Below are 13,497 nucleotides of genomic sequence, written 5' to 3' on the forward strand. Positions count from 1 at the left end.
CGGGGCAGGGTCACCGGGCTGTGCGCCAGCTCTGTTCCTCCACCAGCTCCTGGCTGCGCCAGCCACCCGAGGTGCGCCGCATGCGGTGGTGGTACCAGCCGCCGCCGTGCAGGAACCCCTTGGCGTCGGCCGCGACCATGTCCCGCGTGGGGGCGAGCGTGTCGGTGAACGGCGCGCTGACCCGCGCCTCGTCCCCGGCCAGGACGATCCGCGCGGCCCCGATCAGGTGCAGGCGTCCCGGCCAGTGCGGCAGCACCTCGGCGAGCCAGCTCTTGACCTCCGCCAGCCCGCCCCTGATCCCGCCCGCGGACCGGTAGTCGATGACCGCCTCGGGGCTGAACACCTCGTCGAGCAGATCCCACTGGCCGGAGTCGACGGCCAGCGAGTAACGGGCCAGCAGGTCGGTGATCTCCAGGCGGTCGGCGATCTCCTGAACGTCCATGCCACTGATCGAACCAAACGCTTGCTACAAGCGCCAGGCCCTCGCGCCGGGGAAGGACCGCGAAAAAACACCAGGCCCCCGCGCCGGGGAAGGGCCGTGAAAAAGCGACAGCCAGGTCGGCGACCCGCCGACCTGGCTGATGAGAGATGGTGGACGATACTGGGATTGAACCAGTGACCTCTTCCGTGTCAGGGAAGCGCTCTCCCGCTGAGCTAATCGTCCTTCGTAGAGGTGGCGACGGGATTTGAACCCGTGTGGACGGCTTTGCAGGCCGCTGCCTCGCCTCTCGGCCACGCCACCGAGCCGGAAGCTCCGAGCGGAAGACGGGATTCGAACCCGCGACCCTCACCTTGGCAAGGTGATGCTCTACCACTGAGCCACTTCCGCGTGCGCCCCGCTCGTGCCGGGCGACGAGAGAACTCTAGCGAATCATCGCCGAGTCCCCAAACCGGACCGCTTCCGCGCAGGTCGTCCCCGGTGCGGCCCAGCCGTGCCCCGCCCCGGAGCAGGGCACGGGCCAGGCGCCCCGGTCAGCGGCCCAGCTGCATGCCCGCCGGATGCGGCCCCTCCGTCTCCAGCCGGTACTCCCGGCCCGACACCGCCCGGTTGTCGTCGATGACCCGCTCCGACGGCGGCTTGTCCCCGCCCATGACCGCCTCCTGCATGCGCGTGAACCGCTCGTGGGCCTCCTGGACGTACCCGGTGCCCAGCGTGGTGCAGTCGATCTGGGTGGCCAGCAGCTCCCGCAGGTACGCCTTGTTCGGCTCGAACGTCACCGGCGGCGGCAGCTCGGGAGCCAGCACCTGGTCGGGATCCCGCCCGTCGAACCGCTTGAACAGCTCGCAGGCCAGCCGCAGGTGCTCGATCTCCATGTTCAGGTGCAGCTCCCAGACGGCCTTCACCCTGGGGTCGGACTCGGTCTCCATGAACGAGTGGTAGAGGTAGCACTCGTTGTACTCGTGGTTGAGCAGCATCTCCCACCAGCTCTCGCCCGGGTCGACCAGCGACTCGTAGTGGGTGACGTGCTCCTCCTCCACCATGGCGATCTCCTGGTAGAGCTGCCGGGCGATCGGCTCCATGGCCAGCGGCCCGACGTTCATGTAGAAGTTCATGGTCTGCTGCTCGGCCGCCATGACGGTCAGGGCGTGCAGTTTCGACAGCGGCTCGGTGCGGTGCCGGTCGTACGGCTCGCGCACGTTGTCGACCGGGTCGCGGTGGTGCAGGTACGTCGGCCGTCCCGGCATGACCTCGGTGACCCCGTCCACGATCTTCTCGGCCTTGCGGTGCTCGATCATCTCGTAGAGGTTGGCGTACCGGTAGAGGTGGTCGAAGTCCTCCAGCACCCCGAACTGGTACGCCTGCGTCAGGTACGGGTCCGGCTCCATGCGCGCCACCCACGCCGTCAGGTCCACCGCGACCTGCTCGTAGGCGATGGTGGTCTCCAGCACCGACGAGACGCCGGGCAGCAGCCAGTTGACCGCCTTCTGCTGCTGCGCCTCGATGTAGCGCACCCGGGCGAGCTGCCGCTTCAGCTCCAGGTCGGTGCAGTGGCGGGCGAGCTGGTGGCTGAACAGGACCGCCTCGGTCTCGATGCCGTTCATCGTGATGATCCGGCACCGGGTGTACGGGTCGGCGTGGTCGGGATCGATGGGCGAGACGTTGAGCTCCCGCCAGTCGCGCAGCTGCTCGTCCAGCGGGATGCCCCGCTCCTGAAGTGGGTCGAAGGCCATGTCGCTGCGCCTACCCGCGGCCTGGTGGGGCAACCTCCGCGTTGCGTCGCCGAACGATCCGCGTTCGGTAAGGAGGAGCGTGCCCGACCGGCGCCCGGGTAGGCCGCTGGACGTGGCTGAACACGATGTCATCGACGTGCTGATGGCCCAGCACGGCCAGATCAGGGACCTGTTCGACGAGGTGGAGCAGGCGCCGCCGGAACGGGTGGAGGAGGCGTTCGAGCGGCTGATCCGCCTGCTGGCCGTGCACGAGACCGCCGAGGAGGAGATCGTCCACCCCTACGCGCGCAGGAAGGTGGACGGCGGCCCCGGCGTGGTGGCCGACCGGCTGGCCGAGGAGAACCGGGCCAAGCGGCTGCTCGTCGAGATCGACCGGGCGGGCGTGGACGACCCGGCGTTCTGGGAGAGGCTGGCCGAGCTGCGCACGGCGGTCACCATGCACGCCCGCAGCGAGGAGCGCTACGAGTTCGCCCAGCTCCGCAACAGCACCTCGGTCGTGGAACGCCGGGCCATGGCGGCGGCGGTGCGGGCGGCCGAGGCGGTCGGGCCGCTGCGGCCGCGTCCCGGCGTGGAGTCGGCCACGAAGAACGTGCTGATCGGCACGCCCCTCGCGCTGATGGACCGGGCCCGCGAGATCATCAGGAAGGCCCTGGGGAGCGGCTGACACTTCGTCCCCGGGCGAAATGTCGGTGCGTTAGCGTCGTGGGCATGGAGCACATCGCCCGTGACGCCGACATCGCGCCCGTCGCCGCCCTCATCGCCGACCCCACCAGGGCCGCCATGCTCACGGCGCTGCTCGGCGGCCGGGCCCTGGCCGCCGGCGAGCTGGCCAGGGTCGCCGGGGTGAGCGCCGCGACCGCCAGCGCCCATCTGGCCCGGCTGCTCGACGGAAGCCTGGTCGACGTCGTCCGGCAGGGCCGCCACCGCTACTACCGGCTGGCCGGGCACGAGATCGCCGAGGTGCTGGAGACCCTGGCCAGGGTGAGCGCCCGCCCGCCGGTGCGCTCCCTGCGGCAGTCCCGGCAGGCGCGCCTGCTGGAGGAGGCCCGCACCTGCTACGACCACCTGGCCGGACGCGCCGGCGTCGCCCTGCTCGACCGGCTCAGGGACGGCGGCTTCTACGACCGTCAGGACCTCACCTCCGACGGCGAGCGGCTGCTGACGGGCCTGGGCGTGGACGTCGAGGGCGCCCGCAGAGCCAGGCGGCGCTTCGCCCCGGAATGCCTCGACTGGACCGAGCGCCGGTCGCACCTCGGCGGCGCCCTCGGCGCCGCGATCACCGACGTCCTGCTGGAACGCGGCTGGTACCGGCGCGGATCGGTGCCGCGCGCTGTGGTGCTCACCGACGAGGGCAGGGAGGGGCTGGCGGCGATCTTCCCGAGTAAGGAGCTAACATCGGGTACGCCGGTTACCTAAAGCGAGAGAGACGATCATGCGCGACAACGGAGTCGTGAACGTCGGCCCCGAGCCTTTGAGCTTCGACGACGTCATCAAGGTGGCCCGCCACGGCGCCGCCGTGCAGCTCACCGACGACGCGGTGGCCGCCATGGCGGCCGCCCGCCAGCGGGTGGACGAACTTGCCGAGAGCCCCGTGCCCGCCTACGGCGTCTCCACCGGGTTCGGCGCCCTGGCCACCCGGCACATCGACCCCGCGCTGCGCGCCCAGCTCCAGCGCTCGCTGGTGCGCTCGCACGCGGCGGGCAGCGGCCCGGAGGTGGAGACCGAGGTGGTGCGCGCGCTCATGCTGCTGCGCCTGCACACCCTGGCCACCGGCCACACCGGCATCAGGCCGGGCACCGCCAAGACCCTGGCCGCGCTGCTCACCGCCGGCATCACGCCGGTCGTGCACGAGTACGGCAGCCTCGGCTGCTCCGGCGACCTCGCGCCGCTGGCCCACGTGGCCCTGACGCTGATGGGCGAGGGCGTCGTCCGCGACGCCGCGGGGCAGCTCCAGCCGGCCGGGGAGGCGCTCAAGCAGGCCGGCATCGAGCCGGTCGAGCTGGCCGCCAAGGAGGGCCTGGCGCTGATCAACGGCACCGACGGCATGCTCGGCATGCTCATCCTGGCCATCTCCGACCTCACCAGGCTGGTCAGGACCGCCGACATCAGCGCGGCGATGAGCGTGGAGGCGCTGCTCGGCACCGACCGCGTCTTCATGCCGGAGCTCCAGGCCCTGCGCCCGCATCCCGGCCTGGCCAGGTCCGCCGCCAACATGACCAGGATCCTGGCCGGCTCCGGCGTCATGGCCAGCCACCGCGACCCGCAGGCGTGCACCCGCGTCCAGGACGCGTACTCGCTGCGCTGCGCCCCGCAGGTCGCCGGCGCCGCCCGCGACACGATCGCGCACGCCGCCACCGTGGCCGGCTGGGAGCTGGCCAGCGCCGTGGACAACCCGGCCGTGCTCGACGACGGCCGGGTGGAGTCCAACGGCAACTTCCACGGCGCGCCCGTGGGCTACGTGCTCGACTTCCTCGCCGTCGTGGCCGCCGACCTGGCCTCGATGTCCGAACGCCGCACCGACCGCTTCCTCGACGTGGCCCGCAACCACGGCCTGCCCGCGTTCCTGGCCGACGACCCCGGCGTCGACTCCGGCCACATGATCGCCCAGTACACCCAGGCCGCGATCGTCTCGGAGCTGAAGCGGCTGGCCGTGCCCGCCAGCGTCGACTCCATCCCCAGCTCGGCCATGCAGGAGGACCACGTCTCCATGGGCTGGTCGGCGGCGCGCAAGCTGCGCAGGTCGGTCGACGGGCTGACGCGGGTGCTGGCCGTCGAGGTGCTCACCGCGGCCCGCGCGCTCGACCTGCGCGCCCCCCTGGAGCCCGCGCCGGCGACCGCGGCCGTGGTCAGGGCGCTGCGCGAGAACGTGCCCGCGCCGGGCCCCGACCGCTTCCTCGCCCCGGAGATCGAGTCCGCCGTGCGGCTGGTGGCCGAGGGCGGCGTCGTGGCCGCGGTGGAGTCGGTCACCGGGCCGCTCGACTAGCCTCCCGCGCTCAGCGGGGGAGTGCGACGATCAGGTCCATCTCCATCACCAGCCCCGGCCGGAACAACTTCGACACCTCGACGGTCGTGCTGGCCGGGGGAGTGCCGGTGACGTACCGGCTGCGCACGTCCCTGAGCTGGAGGATGTCGTCCATGTCCGTCAGGTACGTGCGGATGAAGGCGACGTCCTGCCAGGTCGCGCCCTGGTCGGCCAGGATGCGCGTGGTGACCGCGAAGATGTGCTCGGCCTGGTCCTTCAGCGAGCCGGGGGCCACCACGTGCCCCTGCTCGTCGAAGGCGGCCTGGCCGGAGACGTAGAGCATGTCGCCGACCCGCACGGCGTGCGAGTAGGCGCCGTTCGTGGCCGGGATCGTGGACAGGTTCAGCGGCACCGCGCGCGCGGCCGGGCCGCCGCCGACGTGCTCGGCCACCGCCGTCAGGTCGCGCTCGCCCAGCCCGGCCGCCCGTGCCTCCTGGAGGCGTCGCCGGGCGGCCGTGGCCATCGACGCGCCCTCCCACGCGGCCAGCTCCAGGTCCTTGGCGGCCAGGCCGAGCGAGTACCGGGTCTCGGCGGCGGGCGTGCGCAGCCGTTCGGCGACCTGGCCGAGCGGCGTGCCGGCCAGCACGTCGAGCAGCGCGTCCCGGTCCACGCCGTGCGCCGCCCCGTACGCCAGCGTCTCGGCGACCAGCACCTGCGCGGGCACGATCGCGCTCATGACGGCGATCTTCATCGCCGCGCCGGACCCCAGCGGCCCGGTCTCGCGCACGCCGCCGAAGACCGACAACACCTCGCGGCAGCCCGACACGTCGCCACCGGCCAGCACCACCAGCGAGCCGTCCGCCGCCGGGCCCACGCTGCCCAGCACCGGCGCGTCCACCAGCGCCACCGACGCCGGCAGCAGCTCGCGCAGCTCGCGCACCGCCTCCGGGCCGATCGTGGACATCTCCACCACCGTCGCGCCGGGCCGCAGGCCGGGCAGCGCGGCCGTCAGCACCTCGCGCACCGCCGCCGGATCGCTGAGCATGGTGATCACCAGCTCGGCGCCGTCCACCGCCTCGGCGGCCGTCACGCCGGTCCCACGCCGCCACGTCGTCACCTTGTGCCCGGCCTCCACGAGTCGCCGAGCCATGGGGACGCCCATGCGTCCCTGTCCGAGAAATGCAATCACGGGAACAGTGAACAGGGATGCGAGGTATTCCACCACCGACTAGATTGCATGGCAGCCATGCATGAGACGAATGCCTTCGACCTCCAAGCTCTCCGCCTCTTCGACGAGGTGGCCAGGAGCGGCTCCTTCACCGCCGCCGCCGAGCTGCTCGGCTACACCCAGTCGGCGGTCTCCCGGCGCATCGCCGCGCTGGAACGGGCCGGCGGCGGCCCCCTGTTCGAACGCCTGGCGCGCGGCGTGCGCCTGACCCCCGCCGGCACCGCCCTGCACCGGCACGCCGTCGCCGTGCTCGACCGGCTGGCCCGCGCCGGCGAGGAACTGGCCGCCATCCACGCCGGGCGCGGCGGCACCCTGCGCGTGGGCGCGTTCGCCACCGCCAACGTCGACCTCATGCCCTCCACGCTGAAGCGCTTCCTGGCCGCCCACCCCGGCGTCGAGCTGCGGATGACGGAGGCGCTGACCCCACGGCTCATGGAACGCCTGCACGCCGGGGCGCTCGACGTGGCCGTGATCAGCGACTACCCGGCCGGGCTGCCCGCCGAGGACGCCCGGCTCGTCCGGCTCTGCCAGGACCGGCTGCTCGTCGCGCTGCCCGCCGGCCACCCGCTGGCCGCCGAGCCCGACGTGGACCTGCGCGACCTGGCCGAGGAGAGCTGGATCGAGGCCGCACCCCGCGGGCAGCCGACGCCGCTGGTGGCCGCGTGCGCCGCCGCCGGGTTCACGCCGCGCGGCGGGCTGCGGGTGGCCGAATGGTCGGGCAAGTTCGGGTTCGTCGCCGCCGGGTTCGGCGTGACGCTGGTGCCCGAGCTGGCCGCGCGGGCGGTGCCGCCGAACCTGGTGCTCAAACCGCTGCGCGAGGCCACCCCCGTCCGCACGGTGTACGCGGCCCTTCCCGAGGTTCCCCTGCCCTCCGCGCTGGAACTGGTCGAAATGCTGGGACAATGGGAGATGTGTACGACGGTTTCGCCCACTTAAACGGTCATCTCGCCACCGGACTCCGCGACGTGACGACCGACCTCGCCGCCCTCGACGGCGAGGGCTGGTGGGCCGTCGTCGTCGACTACGAGGGCACGGCGACCTGCGCCCGCTTCGACCGCGTGCGCCCGTCAGCGCTGCCCTCGCCCAGGAGCCCTTGGCACGGTCCACGTCCGGGCCAGTGGCGTACTTCGCTCGACCGCGCCGCCTACGAACGCGGCGTGCGCGCGATCCGCGACCACATCGAGCGGGGCGAGGTCTACCAGGCCAACCTCTGCCGCGTCCTGTCCGCACCCGTCCCGCCCGGCGCCGACCCGCTGGCGCTGGCCGTGCGGCTGGCCGAGGGCAACCCGGCCCCGTACGCCGCCGTCATCGACGTGCCCGGGCTGAGCGTGGTGTCGGCCTCGCCGGAGCTCTACCTGTCGCGCGAGGGCGACGTCGTGGAGTCCGGCCCCATCAAGGGCACCGGCGTCACCGCCGCCGACCTGCTGGAGAAGGACTACGCCGAGAACGTCATGATCGTCGACCTGGTCCGCAACGACCTGGGCCGGGTCGCGGCGGTCGGCTCGGTCGAGGTGCCCTCGCTGTGCGCGGTCGAGGAGCATCCGGGTCTCGTCCACCTCGTCTCCACCGTGCGGGCCAGGCTCGCGCCCGGAGCGGGCTGGCCGGAGCTGTTCGCCGCCACTTTCCCGCCCGGGTCTGTCACGGGCGCGCCCAAGTCGTCCGCTCTGCGCATCATCAATGAGCTCGAACCGGTCCCCCGTGGGCCCTACTGTGGTGCCGTGGGCTGGGTCGACGCCGACCGGGGCAGGGCGGCGCTGGCCGTGGGCATCCGAACATTCTGGATCTCAGCAGGCGAGATCCGCTTCGGCACCGGCGCGGGCATCACGTGGGGCAGCGACCCCGCGCGTGAATGGTCCGAGACCGAGCTGAAGGCGTCCAGGCTCATCTCACTGGCATCCTCAGGAGGAAACGCATGAACATCCCTGTCTGGGTCAACGGGGAACTGATCGACCCCGCGCAGGCCACCGTCTCCGTGTTCGACCACGGGCTCATGGTCGGCGACGGCGTCTTCGAGACGATCAAGATCGTCGACGGCGAGTCGTTCGCGCTCACCCGGCACCTCGACCGGCTCACCCTCTCGGCCCAGCGCATGGACCTGCCCGAGCCCGACGTCGAGGCCATCGCCGAAGGCGTCGGCAAGCTGCTGGCGGCCGCCCCCGCCTGGCCGCTCGGCCGCATCCGCATCACCTACACCAGCGGTCCTGGCCCGCTCGGCTCCGACCGGGGCAACCAGGGCACCACCTCGATCGTCATCGTCGACGAGCAGAAGCCGTTCCCCGAGACCGCCCACGTGGCCGTCGTCCCGTGGCCGCGCAACGAGCGCGGCGCGCTGTCCGGCGTCAAGAGCACCTCCTACGGCGACAACGCCAAGGCCCTGCTGCACGCCAAGAACCAGGGCGCCGGGGAGGCGATCTTCGGCAACCTCGCGGGCGACCTGTGCGAGGGCACCGGCTCCAACATCTTCATCGTGCGCGACGGCCGCCTGATCACCCCCACGCTCGCCTCCGGCTGCCTGGCCGGCGTCACCCGCGCGCTGGTGCTCGAATGGTGCGGCGGCGAGGAGACCGACGTCCCGCTGCAGGCGCTGTACGAGGCCGAGGAGGCGTTCCTCACCTCCACCACCCGCGACATCCAGCCGATCAGGCTGGTCGACCGGACCGAGCTGCCCACCGCGCCCGGCCCGATCACCGCCAAGGCCATGCGGATCTTCGCCGAGCGCGCCGCCGCCGACCTCAACCCCTGACCCGCCGTCGACAGGGCCCCGCCTCCGGGGCCCTGTCCCTTCATCCGCTCAGTACGACTTCTGCGTCTGGACGTTGAACTCGTCCATCTTCACCTGCTTGGCCGGATCGGTGATCGGGTCGTCGATGCGCAGCACGTCCAGGCCCTCGCGCATGTCGCTGGAGTAGATGTAGCCGTTGTAGTAGTAGGCCGACCACGAGCCGGCGATGCCGCCCTCCGGGTACGGACGCCGCTCGAAGAAGCCGATCTCCTTGGGATTGGCCGAGTCGGTGAAGTCCCAGATCGACACCCCGCCCTGGTACCACGACTGGACCATGACGTCCTTGCCCTTCACCGGGATCAGCGAGCCGTTGTGGGCCACGCAGTTCTCGTCCGGCTCCTGGTTGCGCGGGATCTTGAAGTAGCCGCGGCGCTCCAGCTTGCCGTTCACCAGGTCGTACACCGCGTCGGCGCCCTTGGTGCGCGGCGTGCCGGCGTCGCAGGTCGCCTGGCTGCCGCCGCCCAGCTCGTCCCCGAACACGACCTTCGTCGCGTCGTTGTTGAACGTCGCCGAATGCCAGATCTGGAAGTTCTCGGTGTCCCGGATCTGCTGGATCACCCGTGGTTTGACCGGGTCGGAGATGTCGAGCAGCACGCCGTCGCCGAAGCAGGCCGCCGCGGCGAGCTTCTTCTCCGGGTAGGCGGTGATGTCGTGGCAGCCCGCGAACATCTCGGTGTTCTGCTGCTGGGGGAAGATGTCCGGCTGCGCCACGACCTTGGCGGACTTGGGGTCGTCCAGCGGGATCTCCACGATCTGGATGTTCTGGTGCGGCGGCGAGCAGGTCCGCGAGTCCGGCTCGGGGCCGGGGGAGGAGACGTAGACGTACAGCTTGTCGTCGGCGGGGACCATGGTGTGGGTGTGGGAGCCGCAGTCCGTCAGCACCGCGCCGACGTAGCGCGGGCGCTTCTTGTCGCTGATGTCGAACAGGCGCAGACCCTCCCAGTTGCGGGTCTCCTCGTTGGAGTCGCAGCCCGCGCTGTCGCGCGGCTCGTCGACCGAGAGGATCAGCAGGTCGCCGTGCACGCTGACGTCGTTCTGCTGCGCCGGGCAGGACACCTGGCTCACCGTCCTGGGCTTGGCCGGGTCGCTGATGTCATAGATCGTGAACCCGGCGAAGTTCCCGACGAACGCGTAATCGCCCTGAAAGGCCAGGTCGGTGTTGAAGTTGTCGTCCCCGGAGAACGGGCCGGAGCGCGGGACGTTCGCCACGTGCTTGACGTTGGCGCTGGTCAGCACCTCGCCAGAGCCCGACGCCGTGCCCGACGCCGTGCCGCTTCCCTCCGAGGAGGGCGGCCGCGGATCAGCGGCCGGCGGCGGTTCCGCCGCGCACGCCGCCGAAGTCAGCAACAACGCCGCACACAACACCGCTCCGCGCAACTTGGCGAAGATCAACACGCGTCCCCTTTATCGCTCGTGGCCCACTATGGAAGTTATGCCAGCACGTTGGTGGCCGCGTACGATCTCCATCACAGTTGTGATGACATTTGCGCTTTCGGCCTGTTCTCAGCCGCCTGCCCCGGACATCCCGGCCGTCGGGACGGAGGCCCCCGTCCTGGTGCCCGCCAGCCCCGGAGCCCCCGCCCGGACGGCGACCCCCGGGGAACGCGTCGGCCCGAGCCCCGCCCCCACCGTCGCCGCCGACGTGCGCTTCGCCGAGGCGATGATCCCCCACCACCGGCAGGCCCTGGAGATGACCGCCCTGGTCGAGGCCCGTACGACCACCCCGGTCATCCGCGCGCTCGCCCGCTCGATCACCGCCGCCCAGACCCCCGAGATCAGGTCCATGACCGTCTGGCTCGCCGAACTCGGCCGCCCGGCCCCCGCCGGCCACGACCACGGCGCGGCGGCCGGCTACGGCATGGCCACCGAACAGCAGCTGAACGCCCTGCGCGCGGCCAAGGGGGCCGCCTTCGACCGGCTGTTACTGAGCCTGATGACCCGGCACCACCAGGGCGCGGTGAAGATGGCGGGGGAGGAGCTGGCCGGCGGCCGCGACTACCGCATGCGCCTGCTGGCCAGGGACGTCTACTCCGGGCAGAGCATCGAGATCGAACGCATGCGCCAGGCCGGGACCACCCTCCCGCCCCTCCCGTCCCCGCCGTCCTGACGCCGCACATGCCGAGGCCCCGGCGTCGGGGTGGACGCCGGGGCCTCGGGTGCGACGGTTCAGGACGGCCAGAGCATGTTGGTGAGCTCGGCGTCCAGGTCCATGAAGTCGGTCTCGCGCCCCGCGGGCACCTTCTCGTACGTGCGGTGGAGGAACTCCGTGAGGGGGGCCAGCGGCACTTCGAACAGCGCCTGCCCGAACGGCGAGGTGAGGCTGATGTGCAGGGTGCGCTCGCCATCGGCGCGTGCGGGCCATACCTGCACGTCGCCGTCGCCGACCCGCCGCACGATGCCTACGGTCAGCAGTTCACGAGCAAAGATCCACTCGACCGGCTCGTCGTTCCCTACGTGGAAGGCCATGCGGATGGCATACGGATCGTCGGCTGTGTAGCTCAGTCCGGCGAGCAGGGGGACGGTAGTACGGTCGGGGACCACTAGCCGAAGGCCAAGCTCGGCGGAGACGGTGGTGCTGTTCATCGTCAGCCAAACCTTTTCGTCGTAGGTCCCCTCTTCGGGGCTTTCACTGCTCTGACGGACTTCGTCCTGAGCTATGACGCGGAACGAAGAAACCTGTAGGAAAGATTCCGCCTCAAGGGCCTTCTGTAACGCACATCACAGCTGGACATTTAGGCATCTACCTGGCTAAACGGCATCAATCGGGTCGTATTTGCAAGGGTTTTGCTGTTGTAGAGCCTGCCCCGACGGGCTCGACCAAGAACGTTTCTACCGAAAAGATCGCGATCGGTGTCTTCCGGGACACGTCGATGGTATGACACCGACCCACCACGCCGATGGGCAACCGCCGCCTTTCGCTCGAATCCCTCGCGCCGGCCGCTCCCGAAGATCGCCCCACGACCGCTCCGTTTCGCCACCACCCCCAGAGTGCGGTATGGTTTTCCCCGTCAGCACCGCAAGGCGCCGACAGGGCGGGCGATTAGCTCAGCGGGAGAGCGCTTCGTTCACACCGAAGAGGTCACTGGTTCGATCCCAGTATCGCCCACCAAGGTCAAGGGCCACATCCCAACTCGGGAAGTGGCCCTTTTGATCTTTCAGGTGACTAACTGAGTGACTGTCCCCTCCGGGGGCGTCACCAGGGAAGATCCGGTCCATGACGGTCGCACCGTCCTGGATCTGGTGTCGATAGACCTTCTCGGTGACTGCTGATCCGCCGGCATGTCCGATCAAGCGGGTGGTGTTCTCGATGGGGACACCGTCTGCGGACAACAGTGACACGAAGCTGTGCCGCATCTCCCGAGGCGTCCAGTCGGCACCGACCAGACCGGCCCACGTGATCACCTGGCGGAACTCGCGACGCACGGTGCCTGCGTCCAGCATGGTGCCGCTCCGGGTGGCGAAGACCAGTCCCGCATCCTGGCCTTGGCCCCGGGCTGCCCCACGAGCGTTCAGATGATCCCAGAGCGCCGGACGCATCGACGGGGGAGCTGAAGCGTGCGGCGCGACTTGGGAGTCTTGGTGTCCCCGACGGCACTCACCGACCGCCAGACATAGACGGCGAAGTCTTCGTGCTCCCAACCGGCTTCGAGGGCCGGCCGCCACTCCTGGCGAGCTTTGTCGTAGGCCACCACGTGCGACCAGGCGAGCCCACGCAGCTCCTCGAGGCGGGCACCAGTGAGAAGGGACAGGGCCACGTACGCCGAGAGCCACGGCTTGGCTTGCTCGGCAGCCGTGAGCACGGCCTCGGCTTGTGCGAGTGTCAGAGACTTGGATGGCCGTCCTGGCCTACCCTTGGGCAGTTCGCACAGCAGCACGACGTTGCGTCTGACCTTGTCGCAGGCCTGTGCTCTGGTGATGGCCAGTTTGAAGATTGAGCGCAGTTCCTGAGGGGTTCGCGTGGAGACGTGCCCGGCGCGATCGGCGAGCCAGCGATCGACGTCGTCGGCCGACAGCTCCCGAAGCTTGCGAGCACCGAGCAACGGGATGACGTGCTTCCCAGCCAGGACCCGTTTGGCCTCGATCGTCTGGGGGGGGGCGGCCGGCGAGCCCGAAGGTCAGCCAGTCGCGCACCGCGTCGGCGACGGTGTCGTGGCCCGCAGAGGTGAAACCGTCATCGAGGTCGCGGAGAGCTTCTTTGAGCTTGGCCTTGGCTTCGGTCTTGGTGCGTCCGGCGGCTTTCCTGGTGATGCGCTTGCCCGCCGGAGTACGGATCATCTTCTTGACTCTGCCACGCCGTACGTTCCTCAGCGGAATTGGCCTGGGCGCGATGGCGGCAACCGCCGCTGGCCCCTT

General features: G+C 70.7%; 13 protein-coding genes, 4 tRNA genes and 1 pseudogene. 8 read left to right on the forward strand and 10 right to left on the reverse strand.

Annotated elements, in window-relative coordinates; translation table 11 throughout:
* Positions 1 to 10: 10 nt before the first annotated feature.
* The 5 genes from ACFYYW_RS19635 to ACFYYW_RS19655 all read right to left on the reverse strand — a co-directional run bounded on the left by ACFYYW_RS19635 (position 11) and on the right by ACFYYW_RS19655 (position 2,172).
* Positions 11 to 442, reverse strand: a complete 432-nt coding sequence (locus ACFYYW_RS19635; RefSeq protein WP_387650393.1) for a nuclear transport factor 2 family protein — start codon at positions 440 to 442, stop codon at positions 11 to 13.
* A 147-nt stretch (positions 443 to 589) separates the two neighbouring features.
* Positions 590 to 664 (reverse strand) — tRNA-Val (locus ACFYYW_RS19640).
* Positions 665 to 671: 7 nt separating this feature from the next.
* A tRNA-Cys gene (locus tag ACFYYW_RS19645) sits at positions 672 to 742 on the reverse strand.
* Between the two features lie 15 nt (positions 743 to 757).
* A tRNA-Gly gene (locus ACFYYW_RS19650) sits at positions 758 to 829 on the reverse strand.
* 143 nt (positions 830 to 972) lie between these two features.
* On the reverse strand, positions 973 to 2,172 hold the full coding sequence (locus ACFYYW_RS19655; RefSeq protein WP_387650395.1) for a hypothetical protein: 1,200 nt from the start codon (positions 2,170 to 2,172) through the stop codon (positions 973 to 975).
* Between the two features lie 112 nt (positions 2,173 to 2,284).
* On the opposite strand from ACFYYW_RS19655, the gene ACFYYW_RS19660 reads away from it, so the two are divergent.
* The 3 genes from ACFYYW_RS19660 to hutH are packed head-to-tail and all read left to right on the forward strand — an operon-like array spanning position 2,285 to position 5,155.
* Entirely contained in the window at positions 2,285 to 2,836 is a 552-nt protein-coding gene (locus ACFYYW_RS19660) for a hemerythrin domain-containing protein (protein ID WP_387650397.1), read from the forward strand.
* 44 nt (positions 2,837 to 2,880) lie between these two features.
* Positions 2,881 to 3,588, forward strand: coding sequence for a helix-turn-helix transcriptional regulator (locus ACFYYW_RS19665; RefSeq protein ID WP_352361291.1), 708 nt, complete (start codon positions 2,881 to 2,883; stop codon positions 3,586 to 3,588).
* A gap of 16 nt (positions 3,589 to 3,604) precedes the next feature.
* The gene (gene hutH / locus ACFYYW_RS19670) at positions 3,605 to 5,155 is read left to right on the forward strand and encodes a histidine ammonia-lyase (RefSeq protein ID WP_387650398.1); all 1,551 of its coding nucleotides are present in this window, start codon (positions 3,605 to 3,607) and stop codon (positions 5,153 to 5,155) included.
* 10 nt (positions 5,156 to 5,165) lie between these two features.
* On the opposite strand, the gene ACFYYW_RS19675 is transcribed toward hutH, so the two are convergent.
* Positions 5,166 to 6,359, reverse strand: coding sequence for an NAD(P)-binding domain-containing protein (locus ACFYYW_RS19675; RefSeq protein ID WP_387650399.1), 1,194 nt, complete (start codon positions 6,357 to 6,359; stop codon positions 5,166 to 5,168).
* A 21-nt stretch (positions 6,360 to 6,380) separates the two neighbouring features.
* Here ACFYYW_RS19675 and ACFYYW_RS19680 point away from each other — a divergent pair, with 21 nt between their 5' ends.
* The 3 genes from ACFYYW_RS19680 to ACFYYW_RS19690 are packed head-to-tail and all read left to right on the forward strand — an operon-like array spanning position 6,381 to position 9,105.
* Entirely contained in the window at positions 6,381 to 7,298 is a 918-nt protein-coding gene (locus tag ACFYYW_RS19680; RefSeq protein WP_352329202.1) for a LysR family transcriptional regulator, read from the forward strand.
* A gap of 29 nt (positions 7,299 to 7,327) precedes the next feature.
* On the forward strand, positions 7,328 to 8,278 hold the full coding sequence (locus ACFYYW_RS19685; RefSeq protein WP_387650401.1) for a chorismate-binding protein: 951 nt from the start codon (positions 7,328 to 7,330) through the stop codon (positions 8,276 to 8,278).
* Complete coding sequence (locus tag ACFYYW_RS19690) at positions 8,275 to 9,105, forward strand: aminotransferase class IV (protein ID WP_352329206.1); 831 nt, start codon at positions 8,275 to 8,277, stop codon at positions 9,103 to 9,105. Before ACFYYW_RS19685 ends, ACFYYW_RS19690 begins: the two co-directional genes overlap by 4 nt.
* A 48-nt stretch (positions 9,106 to 9,153) precedes the next feature.
* Here the strand turns inward: ACFYYW_RS19690 and ACFYYW_RS19695 are convergent, their stop codons facing one another.
* On the reverse strand, positions 9,154 to 10,533 hold the full coding sequence (locus ACFYYW_RS19695; protein ID WP_387650595.1) for an LVIVD repeat-containing protein: 1,380 nt from the start codon (positions 10,531 to 10,533) through the stop codon (positions 9,154 to 9,156).
* Positions 10,534 to 10,621: 88 nt separating this feature from the next.
* Here ACFYYW_RS19695 and ACFYYW_RS19700 point away from each other — a divergent pair, with 88 nt between their 5' ends.
* Positions 10,622 to 11,251: a DUF305 domain-containing protein gene (locus ACFYYW_RS19700; RefSeq protein ID WP_387650403.1), complete on the forward strand. Its 630-nt coding sequence runs from the start codon at positions 10,622 to 10,624 to the stop codon at positions 11,249 to 11,251.
* Between the two features lie 59 nt (positions 11,252 to 11,310).
* Here the strand turns inward: ACFYYW_RS19700 and ACFYYW_RS19705 are convergent, their stop codons facing one another.
* Positions 11,311 to 11,727 carry an SsgA family sporulation/cell division regulator gene (locus tag ACFYYW_RS19705; protein WP_020547189.1) on the reverse strand — a complete coding sequence of 139 codons (417 nt, stop codon included), beginning with the start codon at positions 11,725 to 11,727 and terminating at the stop codon, positions 11,311 to 11,313.
* A gap of 451 nt (positions 11,728 to 12,178) precedes the next feature.
* Here ACFYYW_RS19705 and ACFYYW_RS19710 point away from each other — a divergent pair.
* Positions 12,179 to 12,253 (forward strand) — tRNA-Val (locus ACFYYW_RS19710).
* A 140-nt stretch (positions 12,254 to 12,393) separates the two neighbouring features.
* Here the strand turns inward: ACFYYW_RS19710 and ACFYYW_RS19715 are convergent.
* Both ACFYYW_RS19715 and ACFYYW_RS19720 read right to left on the reverse strand, forming a co-directional pair.
* A pseudogene (locus ACFYYW_RS19715) lies at positions 12,394 to 12,681 on the reverse strand (tyrosine-type recombinase/integrase); the annotation flags it as partial.
* Positions 12,654 to 13,184, reverse strand: coding sequence for a hypothetical protein (locus ACFYYW_RS19720; RefSeq protein ID WP_387650405.1), 531 nt, complete (start codon positions 13,182 to 13,184; stop codon positions 12,654 to 12,656). The gene ACFYYW_RS19720 and the pseudogene ACFYYW_RS19715, both read right to left, overlap by 28 nt.
* Positions 13,185 to 13,497 lie beyond the last annotated feature (313 nt).

Source organism: Nonomuraea sp. NPDC001831 (genome assembly GCF_042892035.1).
Taxonomy (GTDB): Bacteria; Actinomycetota; Actinomycetes; order Streptosporangiales; family Streptosporangiaceae; genus Nonomuraea.

Coding starts and splice junctions, on each gene's coding strand:
- ACFYYW_RS19635 (WP_387650393.1), bottom strand. CDS start 442: ATGGACGTTCAGGAGATCGCCGACCGCCTGGAGATCACCGACCTGCTG.
- ACFYYW_RS19655 (WP_387650395.1), bottom strand. CDS start 2,172: ATGGCCTTCGACCCACTTCAGGAGCGGGGCATCCCGCTGGACGAGCAG.
- ACFYYW_RS19665 (WP_352361291.1), top strand. CDS start 2,881: ATGGAGCACATCGCCCGTGACGCCGACATCGCGCCCGTCGCCGCCCTC.
- hutH (WP_387650398.1), top strand. CDS start 3,605: ATGCGCGACAACGGAGTCGTGAACGTCGGCCCCGAGCCTTTGAGCTTC.
- ACFYYW_RS19680 (WP_352329202.1), top strand. CDS start 6,381: ATGCATGAGACGAATGCCTTCGACCTCCAAGCTCTCCGCCTCTTCGAC.
- ACFYYW_RS19690 (WP_352329206.1), top strand. CDS start 8,275: ATGAACATCCCTGTCTGGGTCAACGGGGAACTGATCGACCCCGCGCAG.
- ACFYYW_RS19700 (WP_387650403.1), top strand. CDS start 10,622: ATGACATTTGCGCTTTCGGCCTGTTCTCAGCCGCCTGCCCCGGACATC.
- ACFYYW_RS19705 (WP_020547189.1), bottom strand. CDS start 11,727: ATGAACAGCACCACCGTCTCCGCCGAGCTTGGCCTTCGGCTAGTGGTC.